The following is a 17,804-nucleotide window of genomic DNA, read 5'->3' on the forward strand; positions in this document are numbered from 1 at the left end:
ATTTTTCTACTAGAGGTATGTATTCATACAGGTCAAAAATTTTTAGTTACTAAATTGATAGTGAGGAGATAAAATGTTAAAATATTTAAGCGCTAATTATATTCTGCCGATTACTTCAATGCCAATAAAAGATGGTATTGTTTCGGTAGATGAGGAGGGGGTAATTCAAGGTATCTATGACCCAACTTCATTTACACCTTCAGACAAAACGAAGGTTGAGAGATATGAAGGAGTGATAATTCCAGGTTTTATCAATGCACATTGCCACATTGAATTGTCGCATATGAAAGGTATTGTCCCTAAAGGTACGGGACTTCCGAGTTTTCTTAGTAAGGTGATGACAACGCGGTCGGCGTCGATGAAAAAAATAGACGACGCTATGGCAAAAGCCGATCGAGAGATGTATGAAAATGGTATTGTTGCAGTCGGAGATCATGCCAACACAGATAATTCCTCGAAACTGAAGGAAGATTCTCAGATCTTATATCATACGTTTGTGGAGGTGCTCGGAATTGAACCTGACGAAGCTGACTTTAAGTTAAAAGAGGCTAAATCGTTGACTCAAGAGTTTAGGAATGGGCATGTATCCATTACGCCACACGCGCCATATTCTTGTTCGAAAGTACTTTTCAAAAAATTCAAGAAGATGGTTCCGGAAACAAATATTATCAGTATCCACAATCAAGAAAGTGAAGAGGAGAATAAACTGTTTCGTTATAAAATGGGGGAGTTCCTGGACTTTTATAAAAGTATAGGAAAAAACGCCGATGCGATTAAGGCGCAGGCAAGAAATTCGATTCAGTCCTATCTTCCTTATTTGCCATATCCCAATAAATTATTGTTGGTTCATAATACCTATACTTCTCTTAAAGATCTGGATTTTGTAGAGCGCATGGATCGTGATGTGATGTGGTGTCTTTGTCCAAAAGCCAACCTTTATATTGAAGGAACATTACCAAAGGTTCAGAATTTTATGAATGCCGGACAGCGTTTAGTAATCGGAACGGACAGTTTAGCTTCAAATGATACATTATCCATTTTGGAGGAACTAAAGGTATTGCATGCGCACTTTGAGGATCTCGATTTCTTGCAGACTATTCAATGGGCTACGATTAATGGTGCGATCGCGTTGAACATTGAGGATGAATTTGGCTCACTTGAAGTGGGTAAAAAGCCTGGGATTGTATTGTTGCAAGGTATGGAACACATGCGCCTACATGAAGATGTTAAGGTAAAACGTTTAGCGTAGTATTTAATTCCCCAAAACTTCTGTACTTTTGCTCTTATTGAACCGTCCATGACTATAATAACGGAACTATAGTCATGGTAAGTTCCATCTGACCGATGGAAGAAAAAATAAGTTACAGATGAAACATTTGAATATTTCAATAAGAGGTAAAGTACAGGGAGTCTTTTTTAGATTGACAACCAAGGCGGTTGCAGATCAAGTTGGTGTTAGGGGCTTTGTTGTCAATTTAAAAGATGGTTCTGTCTATATTGAGGGCGAGGGCGACGAGTTTGCACTAGATTCACTGTTGGAGTTCTGCCAAGAAGGGCCCGAGGGTGCAATTGTTGAAAGTGTTGAAGTAAAGGAAGGCGAAATGAAGGGCTTTTCCAATTTTGAAGTAGTTAAAAGAGTTCAATCTTAAGTCTTTTCACCTTGTCAGTACTTAAAAAATTCGCTGGACAGACCATGATTTATGGCCTGAGTACGATTATAGCACGTATGCTGTATTTCGTTATGACGCCACTCTATGTCCTCAAATATCCACCTGCGTCCTACGGAATATTTACCAATATGTACGCCTGGGCGTCCATGATCAATGCCGTTTTGGCATTTGGTATGGAAACTACTTTTTTTAGGTTTCTCCAAAAAGTCGAAGAAAAGGATAAGAAGCAGGTTTTCAATAATAGTTTTATCGTCATTGCCACTCTGGCAACATTATTTTTTATAACGGCCATTGTCTTTGCTGGCACTATTGGTGGTTGGTTGAATAAGGGAACTTACAATGCCGATTACGAGAGCTATGTGAAGTATTTTGCCCTCATATTGGCATTGGATGCTTTAGCTATTGTTCCTTTTGCGAAATTGAGATCGGAGGGAAGACCTATCCGATTTGGTGCTATTAAATTGGCCAATATCGGTATTATGGTTGTTCTTAACCTATTCTTTATTGCTCTGGTTCCCTATTTGATAAAAGATGGAGGTGCATTGGGCTCTTGGTGTTCCGGTTGGTACAGAAATGAATGGATAGGTTATGTATTTATTTCCAATATTGTGGCAAGTGCAGCGACCTTTCTATTTCTTCTGCCTGAAATGAGAGGTTTTTATTTTAAACCCGAAAAGCAGCTAATCTTAAAGATGCTATCCTATAGCTTTCCGATTTTAATAGCCAATATTTCTTATATCATCAACGAAAATTTAGATAAAATTGTATTGCCAATCTACCTGCCTAAGGATATTGGTGATCGCGATTTGGGGATCTATGGAGCCGTTGGAAAATTGGCGATGTTTCTGAGTATTTTTGTTCAGGCTTTTCGATTGGGGGCAGAGCCATTTTTCTTTTCTTATGCAAAAAATGCAAATGCGAAAAAGACCTATGCGTTAATTATGGAATATTTCGTCATTGCCATGATGTTAGTTATGTTGGGGATTACAGCGAATATTGACTGGCTGAAGTATTTTATTAAAGGAAATGTGGAAACACGTGACTTATATTGGTCTGGACTTTTCATTGTTCCTTTGTTGCTGTTCAATTATGTGCTGCTGGGGATTTATATGAATCTTTCGGTATGGTATAAGCTTTCTGATCAAACGCGGTACGCTTTGTATATTTCATTGGTAGGCGCAGGAATAACCATCGTGGCAAATTATTATCTGATTCCGAGATACAGCTATGTGGGAGCATCAATAGTCACGTTTTTAGCCTACTTTGCTATGGTTGTGCTATCTTATGTATGGGGGCAAAAACATTACCCTATACCTTATAAATTGGGAAAGATCCTGATGTATATATTTGCGGGAATATGTTTCTCCTACCTTTCTTACTTTGTATTTCATCATAATGTTTTTATTGGTAATGGACTTTTAATCGCTTACCTGGGAGGTGTATTTTTGATGGAACGAAATCAGCTCAAGCGATTTATCAAGAAAGATGCTTAAAAGAAAAAAGGTCGTGCTAATGTTAACTTAGCACGACCTTTTTCTTTATAAATTGTAGACTTCAGTATTATACCATTTCTGCGGAGAAATTGTGTTCAATTTCATAAAGTACCTCAAGAATCTCTGCCTGGCTTTGTAAGCTGACTAATTTCATGCGGTGTTCTTTAAAGTTGGGGATTCCTTTGAAGTAATTCGCATAATGCCTACGCATTTCAAAAATACCCAATTTGTCACCTTTCCATTCGATGGATTTGTTGAGATGTGTTCGGCAAACCTCGACACGTTCAGCAATGGTAGGTCCTTCTAAACGTTCGCCAGTATTGAAAAAATGTTTGATTTCTCTAAAGATCCAAGGGTATCCGATTGCTGCACGGCCAATCATAATGCCATCCACTTCAAACTCCTGGCGCCATGCCGCAGCTTTTTCGACAGAGTCTACATCGCCATTGCCAAAAATTGGGATTTTGATACGCGGATTACGTTTGATATCCCGAATCATGGACCAGTCCGCCTGACCCTTATACAATTGTGCGCGCGTACGTCCATGAATAGCCAGTGCTTTGATCCCCACATCTTGTAGTCTTTCAGCAACTTCGTATACATTTTTTGTGTTGTCATCCCAACCAAGACGTGTTTTCACCGTTACGGGTAAATCCGTAGCCTCAACGACAGCTTTTGTCATTGCAACCATTTTATCGATGTCCTGTAGCAGGGATGAACCAGCTCCTTTACAGACTACTTTTTTAACTGGGCAGCCGTAATTGATGTCGATTAAATTAGGTCCTGCTTTTGTGCAGATTTCAGCAGATTGACGCATACTTTCAATATCTCCACCGAAGATCTGAATGCCAATAGGACGTTCATACTCAAAAATATCCAATTTTTGAATTGACTTTGCAGCATCCCGAATTAACCCTTCCGAAGAAATAAATTCAGTATACATTAAATCAACACCATTCTGTTTGCACACATAGCGAAACGGAGGATCACTTACATCCTCCATCGGAGCTAATAACAAAGGGAATTTACCCAAATCAATATTTTCACCAATCTTGACCGACATCTTCGATAATTTTTTACAAAGGTACAAAATTTGGCATTAGTATAAAGTTAACTCACTGTCACGAGTTTAAAGCCTATTTTTGATCTCTTCAGACCCTGTCGAACGTTGACTGTTCAAATCGCTAAGCCCGCCAAATCGATAATTAAAGGAGAGGATAGCCGTCCTGCTGTCAGGGTTCGATTTCCCTATATTTCTTTTACAAAGTCTTTGATGGCTTGTCCAGGATCGGCTGTCTTCATGAAATTTTCACCAATTAGAAAACCTTGGAATCCAGCTTTTTTTAAGGCTTTAATTGTCGAAGGATCAGCTATGCCGCTCTCAGATACTTTAATATATTCTGTTGGTATTTTGTCTAGGAGATCATAGGAATGCTGAATGTCGACTGAAAAATCTTTCAGATTTCTATTATTAACACCGATTGCGTCAATGTCATCAAAAAGATTATCCAACAGTTCCTGTTCGTTATGCACCTCAAGTAAGACATTTAAACCCAATTGATGTGCATAGGCTGCAAATTCCTGAACTTCCTCCTTTTTCAGACATGCTGCAATTAAAAGAATGATGTCTGCGCCATACGCTTTTGCTTCGGCGATCTGATACTTATCGACGATGAATTCTTTTCTTAAGATAGGAATGCTAATAGCCTTACGTGCTTTCGATAGATCTTCTAAATTGCCTTTGAAAAATTCCCCATCCGTCAGAACAGACACCGCTGAAGCACCTGCCTCCTCGTATGCCTTTACAACATCTTCCACTGCTGAAGTGCTATTGATGTCTCCTTTTGATGGCGATGCTCTTTTGTATTCAGCTATAATTCCTGTTTTTTCAGGATCAAGAATAGATTCTCTCAACGATAGACAAGCCACATTGAAATAGGGATAGTTTAATAATTCCTCCAAAGGAACTAAAGCTTTTGCTTGTTCTACTTCTATTTTTTTTCGTTCAATGATTTTATCAAGTATAGTCATTTTTCTAGATGTTAGATTCCCAACCAGTTTTCAATTATTTTCTTACCATTTGTGGTCAATACCGACTCTGGGTGGAACTGCATTCCCCTTACATCGTATTCAGTATGGGTTAAGGCCATAATGATGCCATTCTCGTCGATCGCCGTTACCTTGAGGCTAGCCGGTAAGGTGTCTTTGTTTACGGCCCAAGAATGATAGCGTCCTATTTTGGAATCTTTTGGGAAGTCGCGAAACAATTTTTCTGACTCATCAACAACGGTAATATTTGTTGCTACGCCATGCAAAGGTTTTTCCATATTGAATAGCGTACCACCAAAAACCTCTGCGATCGCCTGTTGGCCCAAACAAATGCCCAATATACTTTTATGTGGAGCGTAGGTACGGATAACATCAAGCAATAATCCAGCTTCTTCCGGAATGCCTGGTCCGGGCGAAAGAAGTATTTTATCGAAAGCATCAATATCTTCCAGTTTGAATTTATCATTTCTCCATACAACATACTCTTGATCTAATTCCTGTAACAAATGGACCAAGTTGTAAGTGAACGAATCGTAGTTGTCTATAACGACTATTTTATTGTTGCTCATAACCTTTTACTATAAAATCTTGATTAATATAATTTTCAATTTCCTGAAATATAGATTGAATAAATTCGGTTGGCAAATTAAATCTTTTTGCCAGCACTCCATAATTACTGCCCAGGTTCCGAATAATATGCTGCTCTTCGTTTTGCTCATCCTTGAAGGCCTTACCTTTACCGATATAGGTTTTTCGTAATGCCAATAGCTCAACGATGCGGTTGTCAATAGTGTCTACCGAATCATGGATATGTTGCTTGTTGACACAGTATTCCAATGGTCTGATCATAATGTTTCTGCTAATTGTAATGCTTTTCGTAGAGCAGCAATTTTGTTATTTACTTCTTGTAGCTCCATTTCAGGATCTGAATCTAGTACAATACCACCGCCGGCCTGATAGTGTAGGGTGTTTTGTTTACTTAGGAAGGAACGAATCATAATGGCATGATTAAAGTCGCCGTTAAAACCCATGAATCCAATTGCACCAGAATAAAATGAGCGTTGTAATCCTTCGTAACGATCAATCAGTGTCAACGCCATATGTTTTGGAGCACCTGAAAGTGTACCCGCTGGATACGTATCGCCTACGATGTCAAATGGATTGATATTATCTTTTAATGTGCCCGTTACTTTAGAGACCAAGTGGATAATATGGGAGTAATATTGTGGTTCCATGTAGGACTCAACTTTAACTTGGGTACAATGTCTACTTAAGTCATTGCGGGCAAGATCTACGAGCATAACATGTTCTGAAGTCTCTTTTGGATCTTCTTTGAGTTTGGTGGCTATTTTTTGATCTTCTTCCATGTTGCCTGTCCGTTTAAATGTTCCTGCAATAGGGAAAATCGTCGCTTGTTTTCCGTGAATACGCAGTTGAGCCTCAGGCGAAGATCCGAAAAGTTTAAAGTCACCGTAGTCAAAATAGAAAAGATAAGGTGATGGGTTGATGGAGCGGAGTGCACGATAGACATTGAATTCATCACCAGAGAATGGTGTCTTAAAGCCTCTGGATGGAACAATCTGGAATACATCGCCACGTTGGATATGCTCTTTCATCTTCTTGACCAGCTGACGGTGTTCTTCATCGGTACGATTGGAGCTTTCCTCACCAGCTAGTTTGAAGGTATATTCAGGGAAGTTTTTGTTCTGAATAAGGAACTGCATTCTTTCAAGTTCTGATTCTTCGTCGTCCAGCAGATGTTCAAAAATATAGAGTTGATTACGGAAGTGGTCGATGGCAATGACATATTTGTAAACATGATATTGCATAAACGGTATTTTCCGTGCTGGATCTACCGTTGTTGTGAGTTTGATGTCCTCAAAGTGTTCAATACAATCGAAGGTGAAGTAACCAAATAGGCCATTGGAGATCAAGTTAAGTTCAGCAATTGTATGATCTTCGAACGAATTTCTAAAATCGGAAACTTCTTGACGTAATTCGATTTCGTGTGCACTTTTTGCGATACGTTCTCTACCCGGATAAGTGAGCGTCAGCTCTTCCTCATCGAGCTGGATTCCAGCTATTGGTTGACAACAGATATAACTTATGTTGTTGTCGCGACTATGGTAGTCGGAGCTTTCCAGTAACAAGGAGTTTGGAAAGATATCTCTTAGACGAAGATAGATGCTCACGGGGGTAGTTGTATCCGCAAGCAACTTTCTGGTTTGTGTTTTGAATGTATACTTCATTTTTTGTGTCTTATCTTCTTTTTGTAAATTATGTATAAAAAAACCCCGATACTGGTCAGCATCGGGGTTGGAATTTCCATAAATGGTTTTGGTTGATTATGAAATATTATGACAATACCAATTAGTTCCCGATGCTTATTGCTTCAGGCCACCACCAATTTGTATTTGTATATCTTCGTGTCATTATTACACAAATTTATAAAAAAAAATAAATAAGCAAACTTTTTGTGACAAAAAAACAAAAATTCACCTTATTTCTTAATCATTTAATAAATCAGGACGTCTTTCTTGTGTTCTTTTTAACTGTTGTTCATCTTTCCATGCAGCGATTTTTGCCTCATGACCACTAAGGAGAATATCAGGCACTTTGTGGCCTTTCCAGTCTGCAGGGCGTGTATAGATAGGTGCATCAAGTAATCCATCCTGAAAAGAATCTGAAAGCGCGGATGTTTCATCCGACAAAACTCCGGGAATCAGACGGATCACAGCATCTGTAACAATCGCCGCTGGAAGTTCACCTCCAGACAATACATAATCACCTACAGATATCTCCTTTGTTACATAAATATCACGGATACGTTGATCTATTCCCTTGTAATGCCCACAGAGAATCATCATATTTCCTTTTGTCGATAATCCGTTCGCAATATCCTGATTGAATGTTTCACCATCGGGAGTCATGTAAATGATCTCATCGTATTCCCGTTCAGACTGCAATTCCTCAATACACTTGGCAAAGGGTTCTATTTGAAGGACCATGCCCGATCCGCCCCCGTACGGATAATCATCGACACTTTTGTGTTTATTTGTTGAATAGTCTCTTAAATTATGGACATATATTTCAGCCAAGCCTTTGTTCTTTGCTCGTTGCAAAATAGAGTGTGCAAATGGACTTTCCAAGAGGTCAGGTAAGACCGTAATAATATCAAAACGCATGGGGCAAAGATACACAAAAATGCACCATTGTCTATTTATAAGATTGATTCGCTTATCTTTGTGCCAAAATTAAGTGTATATACAGTGATTGACGTAAATAATATTTCTGTTTCCTTTGGGGGAACAACTCTTTTTTCAGATGTATCCTTCTCCATCAATGAGAATGATAAGATCGCATTGATGGGTAAAAATGGCGCCGGTAAATCGACTTTATTGAAAATTATCGCTGGAGTGGGTAAACCTACTACAGGTAATGTTGCTGGTCCGAAAGATGCCATTATAGCCTATTTACCGCAACATTTGCTAACAGAGGATAACGTGACTGTTTTTGAGGAAACGTCAAAGGCTTTCGAAGAAGTCTATGGTATGCGTGATGAGTTGGAAAACCTGAATGAGCAATTAAATATCCGTACAGACTATGAGTCTGATGATTATATGCAATTGATCGAACGTGTATCCGAATTAAGCGAAAAGTTCTATTCAATTGAGGAAGTTAATTATGATGCAGAAGTTGAAAAGGTCTTGAAGGGACTCGGTTTTGAGCGTTCTGATTTTACAAGACAGACTTCTGAGTTTTCGGGTGGTTGGCGGATGCGTATCGAATTAGCTAAAATATTATTGAAGAAGCCGGATTTGATTTTATTGGATGAGCCAACCAACCACATGGATATCGAGAGTATTCAATGGCTGGAAGATTTCTTGGTCAATTCGGCTAAAGCAGTTATCGTTATTTCGCACGATAGGGCATTTGTCGACAATATCACCAATAGGACCATTGAGGTGACGATGGGACGGATTTATGATTATCGTGCCAAGTATAGTCATTACCTGGAATTACGTCAGGAGCGTCGCCAGCATCAGCTAAAAGCATATGAAGAGCAACAACGCTTTATTGCGGACAATCAGGAGTTTATTGATCGTTTCAGAGGAACCTATTCTAAAACATTGCAGGTACAATCACGTGTAAAGATGTTGGAGAAATTGGAAATCATCGAGATTGACGAAGTGGATACTTCCGCATTGCGTCTTAAGTTCCCACCATCTCCGCGTTCGGGTCAATATCCTGTTATTGTTGAGGATCTAACCAAAGCTTATGATGAACATGTTGTGTTTCAAAAAGCAAATATGGTTATCGAACGTGGTGAAAAGGTTGCTTTTGTCGGAAAGAACGGTGAGGGTAAATCTACCATGATCAAAGCAATTATGGGTGAGATCGATTTCGAAGGTACGTTAAAAGTTGGCCACAATGCAAAAATTGGCTATTTCGCACAGAATCAGGCAGCCTTACTTGATGGTGAAATGACTGTTTTTGATACCATTGATCAAATCGCAGTAGGCGATGTACGTGTTAAAATGAAAGATCTTTTGGGGGCTTTCATGTTTAGCGGCGATGATACAACTAAAAAGGTGAAAGTATTATCTGGAGGGGAGAGAACGCGTTTGGCGATGATAAAATTGTTGTTGGAACCGGTCAATGTATTGATTCTTGATGAGCCCACAAACCATTTGGATATGAAGACAAAGGACATTATCAAAGATGCTTTAAAAGATTTCGATGGTACATTGATCCTTGTTTCGCACGACCGTGACTTTTTGGATGGTTTGGCAGAGAAAGTCTTTGAATTCGGAAATAAACGTGTACGGGAGCATTTTGAAGATATTAAAGGTTTCTTGGAATACAAGAAGATGAGTAGCTTGAAAGATATTGAACGTTAGCATCTAGATAAACGTCGTGTAAAACCCGATAGGGGCTCAGTTATAAAAAGCGGCTTTTTGATATAAAAGCCGCTTTTTATGTTTTAAAAGAATATTAATCGAGCCTTCAAGCTTTTTTTCCTTAATCCCAAAGTGTGTGAAAGACACCTTCCCGATCAATACCATTACGCCGAGTCCAACTATTCCAAAATCGTAGTTATTCTTTTTGTCTATACTCATCGTTTAATACCATTTTTCTAAGTTGAAATTTACCATTTATGTTGATACTACGAAAGACAATTATCAGCAGATCGGTATGCGGCGATTTTCTCGCTCCAATTACTTTGCTGGTATTGAGCCTTTTGTTGTAAGCTAACAGATATTCCGTATATTGAACTTTCCTAAACATCAATTTTATTTATGATCATTGGATTAGACATTGGGACATCATCTGCGAAAGCTGTTGCATTTGACCACGCGGGTAACATCTTATCCCAGCATAGTATACCTTATCCTATAATAAACCCGTTGGAAGGGTGGTATGAGCAAGATCCGGAGATTGTTTATGGCGCATGTATTGATTCTATTATGCATGTCATGATTAGCTTAAGGCAATCTAGTGGGGAGATACCGAAACCTGTATGTATTTCGGTGAGCAGTGCTATGCACGGACTGATCGCTGTTGACTCGGCAGGACAGCCACTTAGCAATTGCATTATATGGGCAGATCGCAGAAGTGAGCATATTGCGGTTGCCTTGGAGGCAAGTGAGGCGGGCAGGTTGCTTTATCAGCAGACGGGCACACCAATACATCCCATGTCTTTGCTTTGCAAATTAATGTGGATAGGGGCCAATGATCAAAAATTATTTGCTCAATCGTACAAGTTTATCGGTATCAAAGAATTTCTTTTTTACCGGCTCTTTGGCGTGTATGTGGTCGATCATTCCATTGCATCTGCAACAGGGCTTTTCGACATACATCACCTAAGATGGTCTGATCAGGCGTTAAGCTTGGCGGGCATATCGGAAGAACAGCTAGCATCTCCAGTTCCGGTCAATTATATTTTAAATATGCCTAGCCGAGAAATTGCGGCCATGATGCATATCCCTGAAGATACCCCTTTTGTTATAGGTGGTAGCGATGGTTGTTTGGCTAATCTCGGAGTAGGAGCTATACGTCCTGGAGTGGCTTCGGTAACTGTAGGTACCAGTGGAGCTATTCGCGTAGCAAGCTCGCAGGCAAATCAAGAAAAAAAACAAAGACTATTTACCTACCTACTGAGATCAAATGAATATATAATTGGTGGTGCGGTTAATAATGGCGGTGTATTACGAAACTGGTTTCGAGACAACTTTTTGAACGAATATACCCAAATGGAAGCAGATGGAGATCTTTCGGCGTCGTTAGATGCTTTGATCGGCTCCGTCGTTCCGGGGGCAGAGGGCTTGATATTCTTGCCCTATTTAACTGGTGAACGGGCACCACATTGGAATTCCAATGCTAAAGGTGTTTATTTTGGAATACAGTTGCATCATGGCAGGGCGCACTTTGCACGTGCCATGATGGAAGGGATGTTGTTTGCAATTTACAGTGTAGGAATCGCGTTAGAGGAGAACACCGGTCCCATTCATACGATCTTTGCAAGCGGCGGCTTGGCGCGGTCATCGTTGTTCGTGCAGATGCTTGCAGACATTTTCAATAAACCTGTATTCACCAAAAATACAGTAGAAAGCTCTGCATGGGGAGCAGCATTGATAGGCTTGGAAGCCTTGGGTATTCAGGGATGTGAGCCTACTATAAAAAACAAACAAGCGGAAGGAGCGCAAGAGACCGAGCATTATTATAAACCGAGTGCGGAGAATCACGCTGTATATATTAAAAACTTCCGGAAATTTGAACGCCTGTACCATATATTGGAAGGTGAGTTTTAACTAAATATAAATTATTATGCCTCTAATCATCGTTATTTTGGGAGTAGCTTTACTACTTCTTTTAGTTACCGTCGTCAGGTTAAACACGATCTTTTCATTACTGATAACCTCTGTTGCGGTCGGTTTTGCTATGAATATGAGTGCCGTCGACATCCTTAAATCTGTTGAAAACGGAGTGAGTACCACTATGGGCCAGTTGGCACTATTGTTGGCTTTCGGGTCTTTACTGGGAAAATTGATGGCGGAGGGTGGTGCTGCAGAAAAGATTACAACGGTACTAACGGCTGTATTTGGTAAAAAGAACTTACCTTGGGCAATGGTTCTCACGGGCTTTTTAGTAGGAATTCCCTTATTTTACAATGTCGGTTTTATCGTCTTAGTACCATTCGTTTTCATGGTATGTGTTTCCAATAAAATGCCTTTGCTTTACATAGCCATTCCGTTGCTGGCAGCGCTGTCCGTGACACATGGTTATTTGCCACCACATCCGGGAGCTACGGCCATAGCGCTTACCTACAAAGCGGATATCGGTTTAACAATGGTCTATGGGATTATTGTGGCAATTCCTGCCATCATTATCGGTGGACCGCTCTTTGGAAGGATGCTTAAGCATATTCCGACCAACCCACCGACCGAGTTTTTTCCTGAACACAATCAAGCGGATAGGAAAGAGCTTCCCGGATTTGCAATTAGCATATTTACGGGGCTTTTTCCAATAATTTTAATTGCTTTTGGTTCATTTTCACATCTAATATTTCCAGAAGGCTCCTCTTGGCTGAAGGCACTACGTTTCTTGGGTGACCCGGTTGTGGCTTTAATGATTGCATCGCTAATGGCGATGTACACAATGGGTATCCGCCAAGGTAAAAGTTTGCGGGAGCAATCAGAAAGTGTGGAGGAAGCAATCCGCGGGATAATGATGATCCTTTTTATCATTGCGGCATCAGGCGCCTTTAAGCAAATTTTGGTAGACAGTGGTGTAGCGAACTACATCGCTGACATAACCGCAGACCTGAGCTTGTCGCCTCTTGTACTTGCATGGTTAATAGCCGGTATCATTCGCCTAGTTATCGGTTCGGCTAGTGTTGCTGGGCTCACGGCAGCGGGCATTATGCTTCCCATTGTGCAGGCAGGAAAGGTTACTCCTGAATTAATGGTGCTAGCGACGGGAGCGGGTAGTCTTATGTTCTCACACGTCAACGATCCTGGGTTTTGGATGTTTAAATCTTATTTTGGAGTGAGCATGAAGGATACGTTTCGCTCATGGACGGTGATGGAAACGCTCGTTTCTGTTGTTGGATTGATTGGCGTCTTGATTTTACATTGGCTTGGTCATTGACAGCGAATGGGAAAGTTTCCTATTGTCATACATCTTTAGTTAATACTCTTGGCTTTCTAAGCATTGCTTTTTTATAAACAACATAAACACGATCGTGTACTGTCACGGTAGCTCAACAAAGTGATGATATGAAGTAATCGTAAGGATGTATAGTAATAGCTCAAACGAATATTGAATTATACAGGCCAATAATCGGTTGATTATGGGCTTTTTTTTGACGGAAACCTTTGTTTGATTTTTTTTTCTTAATATCGTGACAATGAACCAAATTTTTGTTGTTCTAAAATTATGTGGAGATTACACCGATTTTATATACTTTGCTCAATCCTGTTGGTAAGCTGCCTATCTGGGTTACCGTCTTTTGGACAATCAATTGCTTATACAGTAGACAATTTGCCCAGTCCAAAAATAAAGGGGCAGGATTATTTTGTGTCCAATCCCGATGGGATTCTATCTTCGGGTACAGTGGCGGAATTAGATGGTTTATCAACGCAGATTGAGGCTACTACAAAAAGTGAATTTGCCATCGTTGTTGTGAACGATTACGTTGGCGACAGTGATTTCGAATTTGCTTTAAAATTATTCAATGCCTGGGGGATCGGTAAGAAGGAAAGTAACAATGGGCTTTTGTTGTTTATTGCTAAAGACCGCCATGAATACCGTTTTATCACTGGGTATGGTATGGAAAGTATTTTGCCCGACGCTTATTTAAAGCGCATTGGCGAAAAATATCTCGTACCTAATTTTAGGAATGAGGATTACGACCGGGGTGTTATGGAGGCTTCAGAATTTATAAAGACCATTCTCACCTCACCGGATAGTAAAGCCGAGCTGGAACGCTTAATGCCAGAGGCAACACCTGTCTGGAGCTTTAAAAGTCCAATCCTGCGAAATTCACTGTTGGTTTTAGGTTTGTTTGCAATCTGTTATATCTGGTTGGGTGAGGTGACCCGAGCGATCAAAGGGAAGTTGACCAAAAAAAGTAAATATTTCCCGCCTTTAGTCAGCGGATGCGGCTGTATGGGGATAGTAATGTTTATCTCGGTGTTTATCTGTGCATTTGCCCTCAATAATTTTGAGGAGGTCTATCAGTGGAAAAATTTACCTTATTTTATTGGTGTTTTTGGTAGTATTACCTTGGCGATGAAGTATAATGCAAGTCGTACGCAGATTGTCAATTCTTATCAGGACGAAGAAAATATACAAAAAGCTTTGCGCAAATTTCGTGTTTGGGGCTTAATTCCGCTATTGCTTAGTCCATTGGCGCTATTTGATCTCATTGGATTAAATAAACGCATTCGGAAGAATCAACTTCGATTGGCCCCTCCAGATCAATCTGGACGTTGGTTGCGCATGAATAAGGATGATGTGTCTACCCGAGAAAGTGCATACCTGGATAAGGGGCAGCTTTTGGAGGAAAAAATCGGTAGCCGTTCGTACGAAATATGGATAGATCAGACGACCAATGAAACAAAGCTGGTTCCCTGGGATGAAAATGTTGGGTTCAGTGATTGTCCTGCATGTCATTACAGAACTTTTGAGACCGGGCGTACCAAGACGATACGTGCAGCAACGTATAGTTCGCAGGGATTGGAAGAACGCTTTGACTTATGCAAGAACTGTGGCCATCGGGTATCCCATGGTGAACATTCAACTCCAGTTAAAGTGCGCTCAACATCGAGTAGCTCTGGCGGAGGATCGAGTAGTAGTGGCGGTGGTGGTAGTTTTGGTGGCGGATCTTCTGGTGGCGGTGGTGCAGGCGGAAGATGGTAATCCGTAATTTAGGGCAAAAAAAAGGTTTCCAAACGGGGAGAATGAAAACCTTAAATAACCAATTATAAACCTAAATTATGATGACACAAATATAGTGTATTTATTACACTATGCAAACTTTTTTTAAAAAAAATAAAAAATAAGTTACAGCTAACGCTATATGATTTCTGTTTATAAATTGAAACCAAAATTTCAGCAGTTGCTGATGCCGATCTTGAATTTTTTGCATCACAGGAAGATAACGGCCAATCAAATTACAATTGGATCGATCGTATTCTCGTTGATCATTGCTTTGTTTTTTTGGTATGCTGATCGTTTCCCGATTTTCTTTTTGGTCCTGCCAATCGGATTGTTAATACGCATGGCCTTGAATGCCTTAGATGGTATGATGGCGAGGCTTTTTAATCAGACCAGCAAGACCGGAGAGGTTTTGAACGAAGTCGGAGATATTGTTTCGGATGTCGTGCTATTTTTTCCTTTGTTGAAGTTTCATCCGGAAAGCGTGTATCCAATCGTCGCTTTTATTGTCTTGAGTGTTGTGAATGAATTTTGTGGATTGATAGGGAAGGTAATTGCCAATGATCGTCGTTACGATGGGCCGATGGGCAAAAGTGATCGTGCTTTGCTGTTGGGCGTATATGGAATTTTAGCATTATTGCATATTTCTATCGTTGCTATTTCGGGCTATATTTTTGGCGTTTTGTGCTTACTCTTACTTTTGAGTTCGGTAACTCGATTGAGAAAGGCTTTGGCGCATGGCTGATGCCAATGGCAAATTCGCAGATGTTCCTGTTCGCGTTAGAAGTTGGGGATACATTGTCTTGGTGCTGGCGGTTGCCTTCGTCCCACCAACATTATCACCTTTGTTTGTTGCCTGGATAACCTTTCAAGGGATGTGCGAGTTTGCGCGTATGTTTATCCCTGAATGGAAGGCGAATCCATTCGTATTTCTTTCCATGGCAATGTTGCAAGCGTTGCTCCTTTACTTTTGTTCCTATCAAGAATATTTAGTGTTGGCCAGCTTCATGTGTTTGGGGACTGCTTTATTTTTCAACTATGGTTTAAAGGTTAAGAAGGGAGCCGTATTTGGACTGTTTTTTGGAGCAGTAGCTTGTTTGCTTGCCTTTAGCCATTTAGCTTTTATCCGATCCATAAAAATGGATAACAACGTAATGGTGGGATTAAAATTAATTGGTTACATTGTTGTGCTAACGGAGCTGAATGACGTCTTTCAATACCTGATGGGCAAGTTTTTCGGCAAACGTAAAATCGTTCCGCGTATTAGCCCAAATAAGACAATTGCTGGATGTGTGGGCGGTATCGGCTTAACAATTATACTGAGTAATTTATTGGGGTATTTCCTACTGCCTTTTCAGAATTTTCTATACTTTTCGTTGTTCGGTTTGTTCTTCGGTATTTTGGGATTCTGGGGAGATGTTCTTTTTTCCTATCTGAAAAGAAAGGCAGGAGTGAAAGATACTGGATCATTGATTCCCGGGCATGGTGGCTTATTGGACCGTATCGATAGTCTGATCTTCAATGCACCACTGTTTTATGCTTTGATTATCCTGTTGTTGGGAATCTAATAGGATTGGATGAATGTAGTAGAGAGAAGGTTAATTAAAATTTCAATGTGATGGCTTATCAACGTGCTGTTTTATTTTCAGGGGGTGGAACGCGGTTCAGTCTATATCTGGGCATGTACGCTGCGTTAGATGAGCTGGGCTTAAAACCAGATCTGCTTATAGCGAGCTGCGGAGGTTCAATGGCAGTCGCTGTTATACAGGCCTTTGCTACACATGAAGCCCGCAAGTGCTATCTACAATCTGAAGAACTTTATCGATTTTTCTTGCATCATCGGCTCACTGAACAGCGTCGTTTGGGGAAGCTGGGCGTGTATGTTTTGAAAAAACAGCTGAACAAAAAACGGGCGCCCTTTATCGAGGATGTCTTTAGTCGCTATCTCGTAGATATGGAACAGGATCTTTCCTTACTATTGCCTACCTTGGATAGACCATTCTCGGCAGCAATACCGGCACTGGTGGTCGGCGCTAAAATGCTGTTCAGCCCGTCTGAAGTAGGGCAGCGGCGTGGAGATCGGAAACTCTATCAAAAAATGCTGATGGGAACTAAGGATGTATTGGCCAATGTGCCTGTTGAGGCAATAGGCATTGCGGATGAGAATTATGTGCACAGTGCAGTGGCTGAAGAAGTTCGTTTGAGCGCTGAATTTTCTGTGCTACAGGCGGCCCGTATTTCAATGTCCGATATGTTTTATATTGAACCTGTATGTTCCAATAATACTCATTACGCTGGTGGAGCAATTGATCTCGTTCCAATGGAGCTAGCAAATGTGCTTGCTGAAAACATTATATGTGAGCGAAAACAACCTTACAAACCACAAGAAGAAGCGTTGGTACGGGCAGTATTGGGCTTTAGTGGAAATAAACGGTTAGCAGATTTGGAACAACATTTTCCGTATGCACATTGGATAGATACACAGGATGCCGCGAAACAATTAGCTGGGAAATACTGTAAAAAAGGAATTGATTGGCGTAAATTTGAAGTTACGCTTTCTTTCCCGAGAGATCTGGAAGAATTTGCTGAAGCGATGGAAGCGCAATGGAGTTATGGTTATCAGGTGACTTTAAATTCGTTTAAGAAGTAA

General features: G+C 40.4%; 16 protein-coding genes. 10 read left to right on the forward strand and 6 right to left on the reverse strand.

Going from position 1 to position 17,804, the window contains the following annotated elements; all coding sequences use genetic code 11:
- Positions 1-73: 73 nt before the first annotated feature.
- The 3 genes from B3297_RS06105 (at position 74) to B3297_RS06115 (ending at position 3,163) form a co-directional block, all read left to right on the forward strand.
- Positions 74-1,249, forward strand: coding sequence for an amidohydrolase family protein (locus tag B3297_RS06105; RefSeq protein WP_070561620.1), 1,176 nt, complete (start codon positions 74-76; stop codon positions 1,247-1,249).
- A 118-nt stretch (positions 1,250-1,367) separates the two neighbouring features.
- Positions 1,368-1,649 carry an acylphosphatase gene (locus B3297_RS06110; RefSeq protein ID WP_070561618.1) on the forward strand — a complete coding sequence of 94 codons (282 nt, stop codon included), beginning with the start codon at positions 1,368-1,370 and terminating at the stop codon, positions 1,647-1,649.
- 44 nt (positions 1,650-1,693) lie between these two features.
- Positions 1,694-3,163 (forward strand): lipopolysaccharide biosynthesis protein, encoded by a 1,470-nt coding sequence (locus B3297_RS06115; protein WP_286754847.1) that lies wholly within the window; start codon positions 1,694-1,696, stop codon positions 3,161-3,163.
- Between the two features lie 67 nt (positions 3,164-3,230).
- On the opposite strand, the gene dusB is transcribed toward B3297_RS06115, so the two are convergent.
- From dusB to trmD, 6 genes are all read right to left on the reverse strand, one after another.
- Positions 3,231-4,226: a tRNA dihydrouridine synthase DusB gene (gene dusB, locus B3297_RS06120; protein WP_070561616.1), complete on the reverse strand. Its 996-nt coding sequence runs from the start codon at positions 4,224-4,226 to the stop codon at positions 3,231-3,233.
- A 185-nt stretch (positions 4,227-4,411) separates the two neighbouring features.
- Positions 4,412-5,194, reverse strand: a complete 783-nt coding sequence (gene trpC, locus B3297_RS06125; protein ID WP_112373958.1) for an indole-3-glycerol phosphate synthase TrpC — start codon at positions 5,192-5,194, stop codon at positions 4,412-4,414.
- An 11-nt stretch (positions 5,195-5,205) separates the two neighbouring features.
- Positions 5,206-5,781: an anthranilate synthase component II gene (locus tag B3297_RS06130; RefSeq protein ID WP_112373957.1), complete on the reverse strand. Its 576-nt coding sequence runs from the start codon at positions 5,779-5,781 to the stop codon at positions 5,206-5,208.
- A complete protein-coding gene (locus B3297_RS06135; RefSeq protein WP_070561610.1) occupies positions 5,768-6,061 on the reverse strand; it encodes a chorismate mutase in 294 nt (97 codons plus the stop codon). Before B3297_RS06135 ends, B3297_RS06130 begins: the two co-directional genes overlap by 14 nt.
- The gene (locus tag B3297_RS06140) at positions 6,058-7,461 is read right to left on the reverse strand and encodes an anthranilate synthase component I family protein (protein WP_070561608.1); all 1,404 of its coding nucleotides are present in this window, start codon (positions 7,459-7,461) and stop codon (positions 6,058-6,060) included. Before B3297_RS06140 ends, B3297_RS06135 begins: the two co-directional genes overlap by 4 nt.
- Positions 7,462-7,719: 258 nt before the next feature.
- Positions 7,720-8,397 carry a tRNA (guanosine(37)-N1)-methyltransferase TrmD gene (gene trmD, locus B3297_RS06145; protein ID WP_070561607.1) on the reverse strand — a complete coding sequence of 226 codons (678 nt, stop codon included), beginning with the start codon at positions 8,395-8,397 and terminating at the stop codon, positions 7,720-7,722.
- 84 nt (positions 8,398-8,481) lie between these two features.
- Between trmD and B3297_RS06150 the strand changes: the two genes are divergently transcribed.
- The 7 genes from B3297_RS06150 (at position 8,482) to B3297_RS06180 (ending at position 17,804) form a co-directional block, all read left to right on the forward strand.
- The gene (locus tag B3297_RS06150) at positions 8,482-10,113 is read left to right on the forward strand and encodes an ABC-F family ATP-binding cassette domain-containing protein (RefSeq protein WP_046674822.1); all 1,632 of its coding nucleotides are present in this window, start codon (positions 8,482-8,484) and stop codon (positions 10,111-10,113) included.
- Between the two features lie 399 nt (positions 10,114-10,512).
- On the forward strand, positions 10,513-12,024 hold the full coding sequence (locus B3297_RS06155; protein WP_286778579.1) for a gluconokinase: 1,512 nt from the start codon (positions 10,513-10,515) through the stop codon (positions 12,022-12,024).
- A 16-nt stretch (positions 12,025-12,040) separates the two neighbouring features.
- A complete protein-coding gene (locus tag B3297_RS06160; protein ID WP_070561604.1) occupies positions 12,041-13,363 on the forward strand; it encodes a gluconate:H+ symporter in 1,323 nt (440 codons plus the stop codon).
- A 288-nt stretch (positions 13,364-13,651) separates the two neighbouring features.
- Positions 13,652-15,136, forward strand: coding sequence for a TPM domain-containing protein (locus B3297_RS06165; RefSeq protein WP_201303456.1), 1,485 nt, complete (start codon positions 13,652-13,654; stop codon positions 15,134-15,136).
- 178 nt (positions 15,137-15,314) lie between these two features.
- Positions 15,315-15,899, forward strand: a complete 585-nt coding sequence (locus B3297_RS06170) for a CDP-alcohol phosphatidyltransferase family protein (protein ID WP_286778580.1) — start codon at positions 15,315-15,317, stop codon at positions 15,897-15,899.
- Positions 15,892-16,722, forward strand: coding sequence for a phosphatidate cytidylyltransferase (locus B3297_RS06175; RefSeq protein WP_070561599.1), 831 nt, complete (start codon positions 15,892-15,894; stop codon positions 16,720-16,722). The genes B3297_RS06170 and B3297_RS06175 overlap by 8 nt, the downstream gene beginning before the upstream one ends.
- A gap of 50 nt (positions 16,723-16,772) precedes the next feature.
- Positions 16,773-17,804 carry a patatin-like phospholipase family protein gene (locus tag B3297_RS06180; RefSeq protein WP_286767398.1) on the forward strand — a complete coding sequence of 344 codons (1,032 nt, stop codon included), beginning with the start codon at positions 16,773-16,775 and terminating at the stop codon, positions 17,802-17,804.

The sequence above is a fragment of the Sphingobacterium sp. UBA3519 genome (assembly GCF_002377215.1).
Lineage (GTDB): Bacteria > Bacteroidota > Bacteroidia > Sphingobacteriales > Sphingobacteriaceae > Sphingobacterium > Sphingobacterium multivorum.

What these genes read in the sequence shown, in the direction of transcription:
- B3297_RS06105 (WP_070561620.1), top strand. Translation starts at nt 74, where the DNA reads ATGTTAAAATATTTAAGCGCTAATTATATTCTGCCGATTACTTCAATG.
- B3297_RS06110 (WP_070561618.1), top strand. Translation starts at nt 1,368, where the DNA reads ATGAAACATTTGAATATTTCAATAAGAGGTAAAGTACAGGGAGTCTTT.
- B3297_RS06115 (WP_286754847.1), top strand. Translation starts at nt 1,694, where the DNA reads ATGATTTATGGCCTGAGTACGATTATAGCACGTATGCTGTATTTCGTT.
- dusB (WP_070561616.1), bottom strand. Translation starts at nt 4,226, where the DNA reads ATGTCGGTCAAGATTGGTGAAAATATTGATTTGGGTAAATTCCCTTTG.
- trpC (WP_112373958.1), bottom strand. Translation starts at nt 5,194, where the DNA reads ATGACTATACTTGATAAAATCATTGAACGAAAAAAAATAGAAGTAGAA.
- B3297_RS06130 (WP_112373957.1), bottom strand. Translation starts at nt 5,781, where the DNA reads ATGAGCAACAATAAAATAGTCGTTATAGACAACTACGATTCGTTCACT.
- B3297_RS06135 (WP_070561610.1), bottom strand. Translation starts at nt 6,061, where the DNA reads ATGATCAGACCATTGGAATACTGTGTCAACAAGCAACATATCCATGAT.
- B3297_RS06140 (WP_070561608.1), bottom strand. Translation starts at nt 7,461, where the DNA reads ATGAAGTATACATTCAAAACACAAACCAGAAAGTTGCTTGCGGATACA.
- trmD (WP_070561607.1), bottom strand. Translation starts at nt 8,397, where the DNA reads ATGCGTTTTGATATTATTACGGTCTTACCTGACCTCTTGGAAAGTCCA.
- B3297_RS06155 (WP_286778579.1), top strand. Translation starts at nt 10,513, where the DNA reads ATGATCATTGGATTAGACATTGGGACATCATCTGCGAAAGCTGTTGCA.
- B3297_RS06160 (WP_070561604.1), top strand. Translation starts at nt 12,041, where the DNA reads ATGCCTCTAATCATCGTTATTTTGGGAGTAGCTTTACTACTTCTTTTA.
- B3297_RS06165 (WP_201303456.1), top strand. Translation starts at nt 13,652, where the DNA reads ATGTGGAGATTACACCGATTTTATATACTTTGCTCAATCCTGTTGGTA.
- B3297_RS06175 (WP_070561599.1), top strand. Translation starts at nt 15,892, where the DNA reads ATGGCTGATGCCAATGGCAAATTCGCAGATGTTCCTGTTCGCGTTAGA.
- B3297_RS06180 (WP_286767398.1), top strand. Translation starts at nt 16,773, where the DNA reads ATGGCTTATCAACGTGCTGTTTTATTTTCAGGGGGTGGAACGCGGTTC.